This is a genomic window from Sphaerisporangium siamense (assembly GCF_014205275.1).
GTDB lineage: Bacteria > Actinomycetota > Actinomycetes > Streptosporangiales > Streptosporangiaceae > Sphaerisporangium > Sphaerisporangium siamense.
Window position 1 is genome coordinate 8,249,789 of the sequence record NZ_JACHND010000001.1, and the last position, 16,324, is coordinate 8,266,112.

General features: G+C 74.7%; 8 protein-coding genes. 5 read left to right on the plus strand and 3 right to left on the minus strand.

From position 1 onward, the window contains the following. Positions 1-23: 23 nt before the first annotated feature. Positions 24-1,580, minus strand: coding sequence for a hypothetical protein (locus BJ982_RS37180; RefSeq protein WP_184887957.1), 1,557 nt, complete (start codon positions 1,578-1,580; stop codon positions 24-26). Beyond that, positions 1,556-2,365 carry an ABC transporter ATP-binding protein gene (locus BJ982_RS37185; protein ID WP_184887959.1) on the minus strand — a complete coding sequence of 270 codons (810 nt, stop codon included), beginning with the start codon at positions 2,363-2,365 and terminating at the stop codon, positions 1,556-1,558. The genes BJ982_RS37180 and BJ982_RS37185 overlap by 25 nt, the downstream gene beginning before the upstream one ends. 77 nt (positions 2,366-2,442) lie before the next feature. Here BJ982_RS37185 and BJ982_RS37190 point away from each other — a divergent pair, with 77 nt between their 5' ends. The 5 genes from BJ982_RS37190 to BJ982_RS37210 all read left to right on the plus strand — a co-directional run bounded on the left by BJ982_RS37190 (position 2,443) and on the right by BJ982_RS37210 (position 7,507). After that, positions 2,443-4,041, plus strand: coding sequence for an acyl-CoA carboxylase subunit beta (locus BJ982_RS37190; protein WP_184887961.1), 1,599 nt, complete (start codon positions 2,443-2,445; stop codon positions 4,039-4,041). A gap of 9 nt (positions 4,042-4,050) precedes the next feature. Next, positions 4,051-4,254, plus strand: a complete 204-nt coding sequence (locus BJ982_RS41065; protein ID WP_184887963.1) for an acyl-CoA carboxylase subunit epsilon — start codon at positions 4,051-4,053, stop codon at positions 4,252-4,254. Between the two features lie 104 nt (positions 4,255-4,358). Continuing rightward, positions 4,359-5,306 (plus strand): NYN domain-containing protein, encoded by a 948-nt coding sequence (locus BJ982_RS37200; RefSeq protein ID WP_184887964.1) that lies wholly within the window; start codon positions 4,359-4,361, stop codon positions 5,304-5,306. A gap of 72 nt (positions 5,307-5,378) precedes the next feature. Beyond that, entirely contained in the window at positions 5,379-7,010 is a 1,632-nt protein-coding gene (locus tag BJ982_RS37205) for a DNA-3-methyladenine glycosylase 2 family protein (protein ID WP_376697705.1), read from the plus strand. Next, positions 7,007-7,507, plus strand: a complete 501-nt coding sequence (locus BJ982_RS37210; protein ID WP_184887966.1) for a methylated-DNA--[protein]-cysteine S-methyltransferase — start codon at positions 7,007-7,009, stop codon at positions 7,505-7,507. Before BJ982_RS37205 ends, BJ982_RS37210 begins: the two co-directional genes overlap by 4 nt. 99 nt (positions 7,508-7,606) lie before the next feature. Here the strand turns inward: BJ982_RS37210 and BJ982_RS37215 are convergent, their stop codons facing one another. Beyond that, complete coding sequence (locus BJ982_RS37215) at positions 7,607-16,321, minus strand: DUF4951 domain-containing protein (RefSeq protein ID WP_184887968.1); 8,715 nt, start codon at positions 16,319-16,321, stop codon at positions 7,607-7,609. Between the last annotated feature and the right edge of the window lie 3 nt (positions 16,322-16,324).

A 16,324-nucleotide genomic window follows, 5' to 3' on the forward strand; every position in this document is an offset into this window, starting at 1 on the left:
GACTAGACCAATGTGCCGATGCCTCAGGCGGGGCGGGAGACCGCGTTCAAGATCTCCGGCAGGCGGTCGTACCCGATCGAGGCGGCGAGCACGCGCCCGCCGAACGCGATCCCGAGGCCGTAGGCGACGCCGAGGGCGGCGACCCAGCCCACACCGGCGATGACCGGCAGCAGGACCGGAAAGGCCAGCACGCCGGTGGCGGTCATGGCGCCGAACGAGCCGGCCATCGCCAGCGGGCCCTGGCCCGGCGCCGCGCCGGAGAAGGCGTTCACCCGCTCGGGGAAGGTGTACGGCAGCAGCACGCTGACCAGCGCGCCCACGCCCAGGCCGATCAGGAGCAGGCCGGTGCCGGCGAGCAGGGCGGGCAGCAGCGCGGGTAGGTCACCCGCGACCAGCGCGGCGGCGAGGGACAGCACGGCCAGCAGCGGGACGCCGACGAGCGCGACGGCGAACTGCCGCCCGGCGAGGTCGGTGCGCAGCTCGCGGGCGGTGGAGAAGGCGAGCGCGTGCATCCACAGGGCGCCGCCGTCGACGCCGAAGAGGTTGGCGGACTGGAGCCCGATCATCAGCGCCGCCACGCACACGGGGCCGACGACGCTCCAGGTGGGCATCGCCTCCGCGGCCCCGCCGCTGGTGGTGAAGATGATCACCGCGGAGACGCCGACCGCCGCCAGCCAGCCCATGCGGCCCCGGGGCTCGCGGCGCAGGTACTTGAGCTGCTTGGCCACGACGGCGCCGAGCGGCCCGCCGGGCAGCAGCCCTTCCAGGCGGTCGCCGCGCACCGCGCCCGCCTGTGTGGAGGCGTCCGCGGTGACCATGGCGTTCCGGAGGACCCGGATCCACACCCAGGCCAAGGCGAGCACGACCACGGCGACCGCGGCGAGCTCCGCCAGGCCGGCCGGCCCGCCGTCCGCGATGGCGTGCGCGGCCATGCCGGGCGGCCCCCAGCGGACCACGCCCGCGAGCCCGGCCAGCATCGCGCGGGCGTCCTCGCCGTACCCGCGGCTGAGCAGCAGGTTCGGGAGCTGGCTCAGCAGGATGACGGCGACCACGCCGAGGGCGAGCAGGTCGCGGCCCCGCCTGCTGCGCAGCAGGCGCGACAGCGCCGTGGTGACCGCCCGCGAGGCGACCAGGCACAGCGCCCCTTGCAGGACGACGGCGACCAGGCCGAGCAGCAGGCCCGTGACCCCGCGGGCCAGTCCCGCCACGACCCCCAGCAGGACGAGCAGCGAGGCGAGCGGCCAGGGGCCGGCGGCCGAGGCGGCGAACATGCCGGCGGCCATCTGCCGGGGCGTCAGCGGGAACAGCGCCAGCCGCGCGGGGTCGAGGGTCTCGTCCACGCCGAAGGCCATCAGCGGGGCGACGATCCAGACGATCGTGAGCCCGGTGAACGTCACGACGCCGACGTCGAGCGCGACGTCCGGGGGCGCCAGGCGCAGCAGGCTCATCAGCAGGAGCCCGCCGCAGCCGACGATCAGAGCGCCGGCCAGCGTGACCATGAAGCCCACCTGGCGCATGAGGTCGCCGCGCAGGTTGCCCGCGATCAGGCGCAGCTTCAGCCGGATGAAGAGCCGAGCCACGACAGGCCCTCCTCGCCGTTGCCGCGCGCGCCGACCAGGTCGAGGATCGCCGCGTTGAGCGTGCCGCCGCCGCGGACCTCGGCGAGGGGCCCCTGGGCGACGATGCGCCCGAGGTTCATCACCGACACCCAGTCGCACAGCCGCTCGACCAGCTCCATGACGTGGCTGGAGAACACGATCGTCGAGCCGGAGGCGGTGTAGCGCCGGAGCACCTCGACCAGCGTGTTGGCGCTGACCGGGTCGACGCCCTCGAAGGGCTCGTCGAGGAAGAGCACCTTCGGGTTGTGCAGCAGGGCGGCGGCCAGGCCGATCTTCTTGCGCATGCCGGTCGAGTAGTCGACCACGAGCTTGTCGGCCGCCCCGGTCAGGTCCATGACCTTGAGCAGTTCCTCCGCGCGCCGGGCGACCTCGTCCTTGGGGATGCCGCGGATCTGGCCGTTGTAGGACAGCAGCTCGCGCCCGGACAGCCGCTCGAACAGGCGCAGCCCCTCGGGGAGCACCCCGACCTGGGACTTCACCGCGACCGGGTCCCGCCAGACGTCCACGCCCGCGACCTCGGCGGTGCCGCCGTCCGGCCGCAGCAGGCCCGTGATCATGCTGAGGGTGGTGGTCTTCCCCGCGCCGTTCGGCCCGACGAGGCCGGCGAAGCCGCCGCGCGGCACCACCAGGTCGACTCCGGCGACCGCGACCTGCGCGCCGAACCGCTTGAACAGGCCGCGCGTGCGGACGGCCGGGGGCGACCCGCCGGGCTCCACGGGACCGGGCGCGCCGGCGAGGTCGGTCATGTCCGTCACTCTAGCCGCGCGCCGCGTACGGCGACTCCGTGCGACGGCGGCGCCCGCCGGAGGACTAACCTACGGGCATGAGCGCTGAGCCCGTGCCCCACATCGAAGGCGTCGACCTGCACACCACCGCGGGCAAGATCGCCGACCTGGAGCGCCGCCTCGACGAGGCCGCCCACGCCGGTTCCGCGCGCGCGGTGGAGAAGCAGCACGCCAAGGGCAAGATGACCGCGCGCGAGCGGGTGATCGAGTTTCTGGACGAGGGCTCGTTCGTGGAGTTCGACGAGCTGGCCCGGCACAGGTCGTCCAACTTCGGCCTGGACCGCGAGCGGCCGTACGGCGACGGCGTGGTCACCGGCCACGGCACGGTGGCGGGCCGCCCGGTCGCGGTCTTCGCGCAGGACTTCACGGTGTTCGGCGGCTCGCTCGGCGAGGTCTTCGGCGAGAAGATCGTGAAGGTCATGGACCACGCCCTGAAGACGGGCTGCCCGGTGGTGGGCATCAACGACTCCGGAGGCGCCCGCATCCAGGAGGGCGTGGTCTCGCTGGGGCTCTACGCCGAGATCTTCAAGCGCAACGTGCACGCCTCGGGCGTGATCCCGCAGATCTCCCTGATCATGGGGCCGTGCGCGGGCGGCGCGGTGTACTCCCCCGCGCTCACCGACTTCGTGCTCATGGTGCGCGAGAAGTCGCACATGTTCATCACGGGCCCCGACGTGATCAAGACCGTGACCGGCGAGGAGGTCACGTTCGAGGAGCTCGGCGGGGCGCACACCCACAACTCCCGGTCGGGCGTCGCGCACTACGAGGCCGCGGACGAGGCCGACTGCCTGGAGTTCGCCCGCGCCCTGCTGTCGTACCTGCCGTCCAACAACCTGGACGAGGTGCCGGTCTTCGACGCCCCGGCGGACCTGACCGTCACCGACCTGGACCACGAGCTGGACACCCTGATCCCGGACTCGGCCAACCAGCCGTACGACATGCACACGGTGATCGAGCACGTCCTGGACGACGGCGAGTTCCTGGAGATCCACGCCGGGTTCGCGCCGAACATCGTGGTCGGGTTCGGCCGGGTCGAGGGACACTCGGTCGGCGTGGTCGCCAACCAGCCGATGAGCTTCGCGGGCACGCTGGACATCGCGGCCTCCGAGAAGGCCGCCCGGTTCGTCCGCACCTGCGATGCCTTCAACATCCCGGTGCTGACCTTCGTGGACGTGCCCGGCTTCCTGCCCGGCACCGACCAGGAATGGAACGGCATCATCCGGCGTGGGGCCAAGCTGCTGTACGCCTACGCCGAGGCGACGGTGCCGCTGGTCACCGTGATCACCCGCAAGGCGTACGGCGGCGCCTACGACGTCATGGGCTCCAAGCACCTCGGCGCGGACGTCAACCTGGCCTGGCCGACGGCGCAGATCGCGGTGATGGGCGCGCAGGGCGCGGTGAACATCCTGTACCGCCGCGAGCTGGCCACGGCCGACGACCCGGAGGGGGAGCGTGCCCGGCTGATCGCCGACTACGAGGACACGCTGGCGAACCCCTACCTGGCGGCCGAGCGGGGGTACGTGGACGCGGTGATCCGCCCCTCGCACACCCGCGTCCAGATCGTCCGGGCGCTGCGGGCGCTGCGCAACAAGCGCGCCGCGCTGCCGCCGAAGAAGCACGGCAACATCCCGCTGTAGGAGAGCCGCATGGACCATCCCTACCTCACGATCGTGCACGGCGCGGCCACGCCGGAAGAGGTGGCCGCGCTCGTCATCGCAGTCTCCGCAAGAGCCGCCACTTCCCCCCAACCCCCGCAAAAGCCAGGATTGTGGCGTAAGCCCGCTTACCAGATGAGAACAGCGCTGACCTCGGGCTCAGGGGCGTGGCGGGCGAGCTCACGGCCCCATTAGATCTTTGGAAGTGGGTGTCAAGCGAGCCAAGAGTTGGGACTATCTAGAAATGGGGGAATATAGTCAGCCGATCATCGCCTGAGACGAGGCCCTGGAGGAGAAGCATGGCAATCCCGGACCTCACACCGCATCCCGTAGCGGCGAAATACGCCGTCCTCGTGGACGTCGGGTACCTCTACGCGGCGGCGGGCGAGGTCCTGTTGGGCGCCAAGGAGCGCAAGGAATACCGCGTCGCCGCCGACGAGCTCATCCAAGCACTCAAGAAGCACGCCATGGAGCGGATTCCGGGAGAGCTCCTGCGCGTCTACTGGTACGACGCCGCCCGTGACCGCGTGCCGACCGTCGACCAGCGGGTCATCGCCCAGCTCCCCTGGGTGAAGGTACGGCTCGGCAACCTCAACGCCCGCGGGCAGCAGAAGGGCGTCGACGCGCAGATCCGCAGCGACCTTGAGGCACTGGCCCGCCACCACGCGGTGAGCGACACCGTCCTGATCGCCGGCGACGAGGACATGGTCCCCGCCGTGGAGGCCGCGCAGACCTTCGGAGTGCGCATCCACCTGTGGGGCGTCGAGCCGCCCTACGGGACCAACCAGGCGGAACGCCTCGTCTGGGAGTCCGACACCGTCGAGGAGCTCGGCGCCGACTTCCTGCGCCCCTACTTCAGCCGCGCCACCCAGGTCGTCCCCGCCGCCCCGCCCTCGCCGCCCTCGCCCGCCCAGGTCTTCGCCGGGCGGACCCCGATCAGCCCCAAGGCGCCGGTCAAGCAGCCCGGCCAGGTCACCAAGCTCGGCCCGAGCCGCCCGAGGGTCGAGGAGGTCGGCGAGCACGTCGCCCAGAAGTGGATCCTCACCCGCGGGCGCGACAACATCCGCGACCTGCTCCCCGGCCCGCTGCTGCCCACCGTCATCGACACCGAGCTGCTCATCGAGGCCGAGAAGGAGCTCGGGCACTCGCTGCGCCCCTACCCCGAGGCCCGGGTCTGGCTGCGCGACGGCTTCTGGGCGCGCGTCTACCGCGAGTTCGACCTGGGGGTCGGCATCTCCACCAAGTGACGGCGACGTGATCCACGGCGAGGTCCGATTTCCGCCAGCGACCGCCGTGGAGCAGCGCATATCGTCATGTTCGTGACCCCACATCAGATGCTGGACTTCGACTCCTGCTACAGGGCGGTCAGCGCGCGGGACACGCGGTTCGACGGCCGCTTCTTCACGGCCGTGACCTCGACCGGGATCTACTGCCGCCCCATCTGCCCCGCGCGGACCCCGGCGCGGCAGAACGTCCGGTTCTACCGGCACGCCGCCTCGGCCGAGGCGGCCGGCTTCCGGCCGTGCCGCCGGTGCCGTCCCGAGCTCAGCCCGGGCGACCCGGGGTGGGACGTGGCCGCCGACCTGGTCGGACGGGCCCTACGACTGATCGACGACGGGGTGGCCGACGAGTGGGGCGTGGCCGGGCTCGCCGACCGCCTCCACGTGACCGAGCGCCACCTGCTCCGCCTGTTCACCGCCCGTCTCGGCGCCGGGCCGCTGGCCGTGGCGCGCACCCGGCGGCTGCTGCTGGCCAAGCAACTGCTGACCGAGACCTCCCTGCCGATCACCGACGTGGCGTTCGCCGCCGGGTTCGGCAGCGTGCGGCAGTTCAACGCGACCATGAAGGAGGCGTACGGGTTCGCGCCCGGCGAGCTGCGCGCCGCCTCCGGCCCCCTGTCCAGAGCGCCCAGGCCCCCCGTGCAGGGCACGCCCGCCACGCTCACGCTGCGGCTCGCCCACCGCGACCCCTACGACGCCGGGGCCCTCCTGGCGTTCCTCGCCGCGCGGGCCGTCCCCGGCGTGGAGTACGCGACCGGCACGCTGTACCGCCGGGCGGTCCCCGGGGGGATCATCACGCTGACCCCCGCGGCCGGCCACGTCAAGCTCTCGGTGACGCTGGACGACACCCGCCACCTGGCGAGGATCGTCGCGCGCTGCCGCCGCCTGCTCGACCTGGACGCCGACCCGGGCGCGATCGCCGACGCGCTGCGCACGACCGCGCTGCGCCCGCTGGTCGAACGGCGGCCGGGGCTGCGCGTGCCGGGCGCGTTCGACGGGTTCGAGCTCGCGGTGCGCGCGGTGGTGGGCCAGCAGGTGTCCGTGGCCGGGGCGAGGACGCTGCTCGGCCGCATCGCCGCCCGCGCCGGCTCCCCCGCCAAACCCTGCGACATCACCCCCATGGACGGCCCTCCGGACGGCCCGGCGGACAGACACACGAACGGCCCTTCGGACGAACCCGCGGCCGGCCTCTCGGACAAGCCCATGGCCGGCCCCTCGGACGGGCTCGCGGACGGCCCCTCGGACAGGCACGCGCACGGGCTCGGGCGTGGAGAGGCGGCCGAGGGTGTGCAGGTCGCCGCCGACCGGCCGCACCTGCTGTTCCCGAGCGCGGCCCGGCTGGCCGAGGCCGACCTGACCGGGCTCGGGCTGACCGGGCGGCGGATCGAGACCCTCAAGATCCTCGCCGAGAAGACGGCCGCCGGAGAGATCCACCTGGACGGCGGCGCCGACCCGGCCGAGACCGCCGCGCGGCTGATGGCCGTCCCCGGCATCGGCCCGTGGACAACCGGCTACATCGCGATGCGCGCCCTGCGCGACCCCGACGCCTGGCCCGCGGGCGACCTCGGACTGCGCAAGGCGATGAAGGCCCTCGGCATCACCGAAGACGACATCGAACGGTGGCGCCCCTGGCGGGCGTACGCCGCCACCCACCTTTGGAGCTCGCCATGACGATCGACGCCCAGGTCCTGCCCACCCCGGTCGGCCCGCTGTCGCTGCTGGTCCGCGGGGACGTGCTGGTCGCCGCCGGCTTCACCGCCGACCCCGGCGAGATGTTCGCCCGGCTCTCCCCCGCGCTCAAGGTGCTGCCCCTGCGGGTCGTGGACGACCTCGGCAAGCCCGCCGAGGCCGTGCGGAACTATTTCGACGGCGACCTGTTCGCGCTGGACGCCGTTCTGGCCGAGCAGCCCGGCACGCCCACCCGGCAGCGGCTGCTCACGGCCCTGCGCGCCGTCCCCGCCGGGACGACCGTCAGCTACGCCCAGCTCGCCGAGCGGGCCGGGCTGCCGAGGACGGGCGCACGCGCGGCCGGATCGGCGTGCGCCCAGAACCTGATCGCTCCCTTCGTCCCCTGCCACCGCGTCCTGCCCCAGGTGGGCGGCTTCGGCGGCTACTACTACGGCCCGCACGTCAAGGAATGGCTGCTGAAGCACGAGCGCGCGCTCTGATCGAGATCGTCCTGCCCGGCACCGCGAAGCGCCGCGGAGCCGCCCGCGCGGCCGGCCGGAGGACCGGGGCTCCTGGCCCCGGTCCTCCGGCGCGGGTGCTCAGAACCTGAGTTCCAGGACGGGAGTGGCGGGGGCGGGTTCCACGGCGCGCGGGTTCGGCGTGGTGGCCGGGCCGTTCCAGGTTCCGGGGAAGAGCTGGATCCTGGACCCGCCCGGGCTGTCCAGGCGGCGGCGAAGCTGGAGCGGCGCCCCGTCGGAGCCGCGCTCGCCCTGGCCCGCCGCCCCTCCACCGCCGGACCGGCCCCCGGGCGCCCCGGGCTGACCCGCCTGCCCGGCGCCCGGCTGAGCGCCGCCACCGGGCGACGCCGCGCTCGCCGGACCCGCCGGCGCCGCGTCGTCGTCCTCGTGGCGCTGCGCCCCGGGCGCGACGCCCGCCGCCGCCGCGGGCGCCGCCGCGCCGGCCGCCGCCTGCCCCGGCGTGGGGAAGAACCGCGTCATGAGCTCGTCCAGGAACGCGGCCCGCCCGGGCGCGGTCGGGTTGCGCGGCTCGAACCTCTCCAGGTACCGGTAGAAGGACCGCCACTGCTCCAGCATCTCCCGCGTGACCCCGAGTTCCTGGAGCCGTCCTTGCGGGAACGCCCGGGCCAGGGCGCGGGACTCCTCCCGGCTGAGCTGGCTGCCCCAGCCGAACGCCTTCCCGAACTCGTTGAGGTTCTTGAACTGCTGCGGCCACGGCGGCACGGACGGCTTCGGCGGGATCTCCCCCGCCGCCGCGCGGGTGGCGACGCCGCGCGCGCCCGACCCGCCGGTCCCTCCCGCGGCGCGCCCCGCCGCCGCCTCGCCGCCCGCGGCCGCCCCGCCCGCCGCCGCGCCGGACGCCGCCGGAGCGCGGAGCGCGCGTATCCCGGCGCCCGCGCCCTTGATCACACCGAACGTGACCAGGCCGATGGCCGCGTCCACCACCACGGCCCCCACCGTCTGCCGCTCCCCGTTGATCGCCCGGGTCACGATGCCGCCGGCCGCCGCGCCCACCGCGACCCCCGCCGCCTGCACGCCGAGGCTCGCGCCGCCGGTCAGCCCGGCGATGGCCCCGGTGACGGCGCCTCCGGCCGCCGCCGCCCCGACCCGTCCCCAGTCGCTGATCCTGCCCTCGGTGACGAGTTGCCGGATCGCCTCGACCCCGCCGCCGACCACGGCGCCGATCGCCGCCCCGACCACGGCCTGCACGATGAAGTTGAGGAACGCCCCGTCCGGGTCGTTGGCGATGATCGGACGCCCTTGGACGTACTCGTACCGGTTCAGCCCGGCGGTGAGGCCCGCCGGGTCGCAGCTCACCCACCGGCCGAGCCACGGGGCGTAGTAGCGCGCCCCGTAGTAGTACAGGCCGGTCTCGGGATCACGTTCCTTGCCGGTGTACCGGTACCGCTTGGGCGCCTCGACGCCGGACGCCGCGGCGAACAGCGCCGTGGTGCCGTACGGGTGGTACTCCTCGGCCGACAGCACGCGCGCCTCGGCGTCCAGCTCCAGCCGCGCGGAGCCGAGCTGGTCGTCCATCTGGTACCTGACCAGCCGCGCCGGCCCGCGGTCGCGCCCGGCCGCGCGGGTCTCGACCAGCGCGACCCGCCGCTCGCCGTCCAGCACGTGGACGGTGTCGCGCCGCACCTCCTCGTCACCGCCGGGGGTGAACGCCCGGCCGATCTCGTACCCGCCCAGGTAGACGCGCTCACTCACCGGGCGCGGCGGCCCGGAGGACGACGTGCGGGTGGTGACCGCCCGGACCCGCCGCCCGCCCGCGTCGTAGACGTAGTACGTGGCCTGCGTGCCGCCGTCGGCCGCCCGCGAGACCCGGGTGATCTGGTCCTCGGGCGTCCACGTCAGGTCCCCCACACCGGGCAGGTGGACGGTGTTGCCGTGCTCGTCGTAGGAGAACCGGTGCCCGCCGTGGGTCGATGGGTGACCGCCGGGCGACCCGCCTTCGCGGACGGCGCCGAGCCGGTTGGCCGTGCGCTCGGGCTCCAGGCGGCTGGGCTGGTCGTAGACGTACTCGCGGGTCCAGCCGGCGGCGGAGTCGGCCGCGTTGCGGTGCGTGACGTGCAACAGGTTTCCGACGGGGTCGTACCGGAAGCGCTGGGTGTACCGGGCGAGGGCCGCGCCGTCGGCGGGGTGCGGGACGGGGTTCAGCCCCGCGCGGGCGGGCGGGCCGCCGACCTGGCCGAGGTGCTCGCGTCCTGTCGCCTCGACGAGCCGGTAGAGCGCGTCGTAGCGGTAGGAGGCGTGCGGCTCGACGTGCCGGTTGCGGAAGAAGACGTCCTGCCGCGCGTGGTCCTCGGCGCGGACGATGTTGCCCGCCGGGTCGTGGAAGAACCTCAGGTCCTGCAGAACGGCGCGACCGCGCGCCCGCGCCCCTCCGGCCGCGACCGCGCTGGTGTGCTGCCGGACCAGCCGGAACGTGCGCGGGTCGTAGGTGTACCGCGTCCTCACCCCGTTGCCGTGCCGGATCTCCACCCGCTGCCCGCGCGCGTTGTACTCCACCCCCGCGACGAACACCTCGTCCGACCTGCCTCCGCCGTCCGGGGCGCCGCCGTCCGGGATGTCGCCGTCCGGGATGTCGCCGTCCGGGATGCCGTCGTCCGGGGCACCACCGCCCGGGGCGCCGCCGTCGGGGGCGTCGGATGCGGGGCCGGCCGGAGCCGGGGTGTCCGGGAGGGTGGCGTCCAGGCGTTCCAGGAGGTTGGCGGCGTTGTAGGTGAGGCGTTGGACGGTGCCGTCCGGGAGGGTGAGCTCGACGGGGCGGTTGAGCGCGTCGTGCCGGGTGCGCGACACGTACACGCGCTCCTCCAGTTCGACGTCGGCTGACCAGTCGGGCAGGTCCTGGAAGCCGGTGGCCAGCCGCCGCGTGGTCCTGGACAGGTTGCCCTGCGCGTCGTAGGCGTCGAAGGTGGCGACGCCCGCGCCGTCGCGGCGTTCGGCGACCCGGGTGCGCAGGTTGCGCCGCTCCCCGCCGGGCACGCTCTCGCCGTACACGACCAGCTCGCGCAGGATCTCGCCGGTCAGGGAGCCGCCGGACACCAGCGAGCGCACCGGGCGGCGCAGCGCGTCGAGCTCCGCCCGGGTGCGGTGGCCGCGCGCGTCCCAGGTGATCACCGGCACCCCGGTCACGTCCAGGAGCTGCCGGCGCTCGCCCGCGTCCATGTCCCCGACGAGGCCGCCCCGGGCGAGCAGATCGACGTCGTTGCGCGCGACCGTCCGGCCGAGCGGGTCCACGACCACGCGGACCGTCCCCTCCGCGTCGAGCAGGTTCCGCGTCGCGTACCACACGTCGACGGCACCCGCCCGGCCGGTGGAGCCGGCGCCGGTGAACCCCGTACCGGCCAAGTCCCCGCCGGGGAAATCCTCGCCGATGAAACTCATGCCGGCGGAGTCTGCGCCGGCTGAACCGGACGACCGCGAGCCGGCCGGGCCTTGCGGGTCCGGGTCGACGCGGTTGTGGGCGACCACGCGGCAGGCGCGGGCCAGCGCGTCGAAGTCGGTGGTGACCGGGGTCGCGGCGTGCCCGGCCGCGAGCAGGGCGGCGCGCCGCTCCTGCGGCCCCAGCTCGCCGGAGGCGCGCGGCGGGTACCAGCGGCGCCAGCCCGCGCGTTCCTCGGCCCGCACCAGCGGGGCCAGCAGGCCGCCGACGTCCGGGTCCCGCGCCGGGTCGAGCAGCACGGTGTCGTTGACGTCCCACGCGACCTGCCGCCACGGGGTCAGGACCTGCTTGGACCAGGTGCCGTCCGGGTGCAGCAGCGCGACGACGCGTTCGAGGGCGTCGTAGCAGCGCACCGAGCTCACACCGTGCCGCCGGTCCGGTTCGTACAGGTGTGTCGGCGAGAAGAACGGCTCGTAGGTGCGCAGGGGCTTGCCCTTGGTGGTGAACACGGTCCACCCGCTGCCCGCCCATCGGGCCTGGTCGGGCCGGTCGGGAGCCGGTTCCGCGGGACTCTTGGTCTGGATCTCGCGTCCGAACCCGTCGGAGTAGGTGAAGGTCTGCTGGATCGGGGAGTCCCCGCCGAGGTCGCCCGCGTGCCGCTCGCGGGCCAGCGCGGCGGCGGCCGGAGGGTGCGGGCGGGCGGCGTCGCGACTGCGGGCGAAGGCGAACGGATCGGTCAGCAGGCGGCCGGTCGCCCGGCCCAGCAGCGGCCCGGCCAGGCCGCCCGGGTCGGCGAAGTAGCGGAGCACGGCCACCTCGTCGGGGTCGGGGTCGAAGCCGTCGAGCGAGTCCCCCGTCGGATCGTCGGCGCGGCCGAGGATCGCGGTTCCGGCGACCAGGCCGAGTGCGTCGAATGCGACGGCGACGCGGTTGCCGTTCGGGTCGCTGACCAGACGCGGCTGGAGCATCCGGTAGTCCAGGCCGCCGCCGCGCACCCGGCCGTCGGGGTCGCGCTCGCCCGCGCTCGCCACGTTGCCGAGCGCGTCGCGGGTGGACAGCGGAAGCAGGTCGTAGCGGTCGTAGTCCACCGTGGTCACCGTGTCGAACGGGTCCAGGAAGACCCTCGGCACGAAGAAGTGCGCCACGGCGGCGGCGAGCTCGTCCTCGCCGGGCGGGGCGTAGCGGGCGCGGCCGGACGGCGTCCACCAGCCGTGCTCGTCGGCGGCGTACCCGGCCGCGGCGAGCGCGGCGTCGTCCACCCGGCCGCCGTACAGGGCGCGGACCACGTCCGGGGTCAGCGCCAGCCGGTACGCCTGCTCGGGCAGGCCGCGCGATTCCTGGACGCCGAGCGGGAGCCGTCCGCCGAGGTCGTCTGCGCGGTAGTAGACGCGGGCCCGCCCGACCTCGCGCCGGGCAGGGCGGGCAGCCGGACGTGTGCCGGCATCGCACTCAGCGGACGGAACCTCCTCCAGGCGCGCGCCGGTGTCCCATTCGGTGAAAGGCACCTTCTCCAGGCGCGCCGGGTCGCCGAGCGCGGTGGCTAGCGCCTCTATCGTGAACAGCGGGCCTGCGGGGCGGAGGCCGAGGATCTCGGCCTCGCGCCGCTGCGCCGGCTGCGGCGTCCGGTAGGCGTCGGGTCCGTCCACCGCGTTGGTGTACTCCGTCCGCTGCTCCATGAGGTGCGTGCGCTGCTGCCGGGCCACGTCCTCGGACGACAGCTCGGGGCCGGTGCGCCGCTCTCGGTGAGGGCGACGACCGTAGGCGGCGGTGAGCGTGTGGGTGGCCTGGCCGAAGTCGTCCACGGCGAGCACCAGTTCGTGGCCGATCCTGGGGTCGTCGCCCCGCTCCCGATGTACCGTCACGGTCTCGCGGGGGTGGCGGGCGAGCACGGCGTACGGCTGCCCGGCCGTCCTCGGCTGGAGCAGTTCGACGGTGTAGGCGGAATGGACGCTCTCGTACGGCACTTCCTGCGCCGCCGCCCCGTCCAGTCCGTACGTCTCGCGGCGCAGGGCCACGCCGCGCAGCGCGCGCCAGGCCTGCCGGTCGTCCTCTCTGCCCACCGGCCAGGGCGCGTCGTGCCCGCCGGGCAGGCGCACCGCGGACGGGATCGCGTCGCCGGGGACGGGCGGGTCGCCGGGGAACGGGGCCGGCAGGGCCAGGTGGGGGTCACCGGTGTGGAACCAGGTACGGGTCAGCACCGGCGGAACACTGACATGGTCGGACATATCCGGCGATACCTGCTCGGACGTGACCTCACCAAGCAGCGAACGCTCCGTACCCGGCAGCCCCCCGCCGGTACCCGCATGGCCCGTGCCCGGCACGTCCCAACCGGTACGCGCGTCACCCTGACCCGCCACGCCCTCGCCGGTACGCGCATGGTCGGTACCCGGCGCGTCCCAACCGCTGCGCGGGTGCTCCGGCGGCCGGAGTCCACCGGCGATGGCGGACGGCCCCGGGAACGTCTCGTCGTCGTACTGTTCGACCATGCCGAAGCCGGTGAACTCGCGTTCCTCGCCGTCGTAGCGGCCGTCGTGGTACACGTACCGGCTGACCCGGCGCGTCCGGGTGATCAGGTCGCGTACCTCCACTCTTTCCACCACGTGAACCGGGAACGGCAGGCGCGTGCGCCACGGACGTCCGGCGGCGCGGTCGGCCAGGCCGAAGCGGGTCGAGGATGCGTACGTCAGCAGCGTCTCGGCGCCGAGGTTGTTGCGGACCCGGGTGAGCAGGTGGGGCTTCACGCCGCCGGTGAGGTCCAGGTAGCGCAGCCGCCGCCCGGTTTCCACCGGCGCGGGGCTCCACCAGACCAGGCAGGCGGTCCCCCGGCCGAGCAGGTCCAGGACGGCGACGTCGGCCAGGGAGTCGGCGCGCGGGAAACCCGGCCCGAGAACGCGGCGCTCGGTGAAGGCGTTGCCCGCGGCGTTGGGGTAGATGTGGACGCCGTCGGCGTGCAGGTAGAGCAGGTCGGTGGTGCCCGAGCCGTCCACGTCGGCCAGGCGCACGCGGCGCTGGTCGAACGCGCCGGGCCCGTCCAGCCACGGGGAGTGGTCCATCACCACCGCCGGGCCGAACCGGCCGTACCCCAGGTTCGGGTGGTAGCGCACCTCCCCCGGGCGCACCCGCACCAGGTCGTTCAGCCCGTCGCCCGACATGTCCGCCAGGTACACCGCCTCGGTCGGGTCGGTGCGCAGCAGCAACGGCTCCCGCACGCCCGTCAGCGGGTCGTCGCCGGCGAAGAAGGCGCGCCGCGCCGGGTCGAAGCCCGCGAGCCCGCGCCCCGGATACCAGGTGACGCCGTCGTCCTGCGTGACGAGCAGGTCGGCGAGGCCGTCCCCGGTCAGGTCGGCCAGTTGCGTGTACGGGGCGGTGACGTCCGCCGTGGGACGGCGCTCGAAGGGGACGAACGCGGACCAGCCGCCCTTGTCGTCCCGTTCGACGTACCCCGGCGCGGGGCCGGACAGCCGGACGAACTCCAGGCGGCCGTCCCCGTCCAGGTCGGCGACCGTGGCCGAGGTGGCGGCCCGGCGCGCGGCCGACCGCAGGGCCGGGCCGGCCGGCCATCCGAGCAGCGCGGCCCCGGACGGCAGCGTGGCCACCTGGCGGGGCGCGGCGAACCTGCCCTCGCCGAGGTTGGCCGCGTAGAACCACGTGCCGCCCTGGTCGGCGAGGATGCCGGGCAGGCCGTCGCCGTCGAGGTCCGCCCACCGGGCCGGGACCGTGCCGGGCGGGACGGACTCGGCGCCGGGCAGGGTGGCGAGGGGGCCGGGGTCGGCGATGTGCGGGCCGGTGTCGGCGCCGGGCGTCTCGTAGCCGAACTCGACCGGGGGCATGCCGCGCCGCACGTAGCCGCCGTCATCGCGGCGGCGGTACCCCCACGGGCGGACGGCCTCCAGGACGGTCAGCACCCGCTCGCCCCGGGCCGGATCGCCCCGGTAGGCCAGCTCGGTCGCCCGGACCAGGCAGTTCTCCCCCACCCCCGGCTCGTCGGGGAAGTGGTGGAACATGAGCACCCGCCGGCACAGCCGGTAGGCCCGCACCTCGAACCCCGCCCGGTAGGTGGAGAACGGATCGGCCCGGCGGCCCCACTCCCGGACCTCGCGCGGCGTCGGCGCGTCCCCGTCGTGCTCCCCGTAGTCGAGCACCACCTCGAACAGCCACCCGCCCGCATCGCCGCGAGCCTCATCTCCGGCGCTCCCGGCCGGCCCGCCGCCGTCCCCGACGGGGGCGAGACCTGACGAGACATCACCCCTGGGAGCGGACCCGTGCGGCCCGTGAACCGGGACGGCACCTGACACGGGGCCGTCCGGCGGGGTGGACTCGTGCGGATCAGGGACAGGGGCGGGGGTGTAAGGGGTGCGGTTGCCGTAGCGGACGCGTTTCAGGTAGCGGTTGGCGGTGCGGGCGGCCGGGGCGCGGCGGCGCTCGTGCGGGAGGTCGGCGTCCACGCCGGCGTCGTCCTCGGGCTTGTACTCGTAGACGACCAGGTTCCCCGCGGTGTCGTGGCTGCGGCTCAGCAGCCAGGTGAAGACGCGCCCCGGGGCGGCGGGGTCGGCGATCCTGCTGTGCGCGGTGAGCCCGAAGTGGTGGGTGACGCCGTCCGCGGTGATCGTGCGCCAGTGCTGCTCACCGCTCTCGACCGCGGTCCAGCGCTCGACGCGTGCGTACTGCCCCTCGACCCTCGGCCGGTACCGCTCCACCCGATAGCGGCGGCCCCCCTCCATGCGGTGCACGGGGCGGCGACGCCACCGGCCACCGTCATGGGAGAGGACGGGAACGAGATCCTCCGCGCCGGACAGCACGAACACGTCCTCACCGTCGTCACAGAGACCTTCCGAGCCCGGTGGCACGTCCTGCCGGTGGTCTCCTACGGCGGCGCCTTCCGACACGAAGGCGTCCTGGCAGCCGTCTCCGCCAGCGGTCCGTCCCTCCGCGGGCGCGTCCTGGTAGCGGGGCAGGCCCTTGTCGGTCTTGCGGGTGATCATGGGCAGGCCGAGGTTCCAGCCGAGGCCGAAGGGGCCGTTGCCGGCCACCGAGTCGTAGTGGAGGGCCAGTCGCGGGCCGAAGCCGGAGCGGCCGGGGGTGGTGGGGATCGGCACGGTGAGCGTGCCGGTGCCGGTGGCCGGGTTGGCGCTGAACTTCTCGCCGAGCCCGCGGATCGCGCCGCCGCCCTTGGGGACGGACAGGGCGGGCGGCGCGGCGGGGCCCTGCGGCCAGGACGGACCCGCGCTGTCCGGCTGGACGGGCGCCGCCGGGCCCTCCGTCCCGGAGGCCGCCGCGGTTCCCGGGGCACCGGTCCCGGAGGTGGTTCCAGAGGTGCTTCCGGAGGTCGTCCGGAAGGCGTCGGTCCCGGAGGCGGAGGCCGCGGGGCCGGAGGCCGGGACGCCCGGCGGGGGCAGAGGCTGCACGGC

Excerpts from the sequence above, each read along its gene's own strand:
- BJ982_RS37190 (WP_184887961.1), top strand. The coding sequence starts at position 2,443 with ATGAGCGCTGAGCCCGTGCCCCACATCGAAGGCGTCGACCTGCACACC.
- BJ982_RS37210 (WP_184887966.1), top strand. The coding sequence starts at position 7,007 with ATGACGATCGACGCCCAGGTCCTGCCCACCCCGGTCGGCCCGCTGTCG.
- BJ982_RS41065 (WP_184887963.1), top strand. The coding sequence starts at position 4,051 with ATGGACCATCCCTACCTCACGATCGTGCACGGCGCGGCCACGCCGGAA.
- BJ982_RS37185 (WP_184887959.1), bottom strand. The coding sequence starts at position 2,365 with ATGACCGACCTCGCCGGCGCGCCCGGTCCCGTGGAGCCCGGCGGGTCG.
- BJ982_RS37200 (WP_184887964.1), top strand. The coding sequence starts at position 4,359 with ATGGCAATCCCGGACCTCACACCGCATCCCGTAGCGGCGAAATACGCC.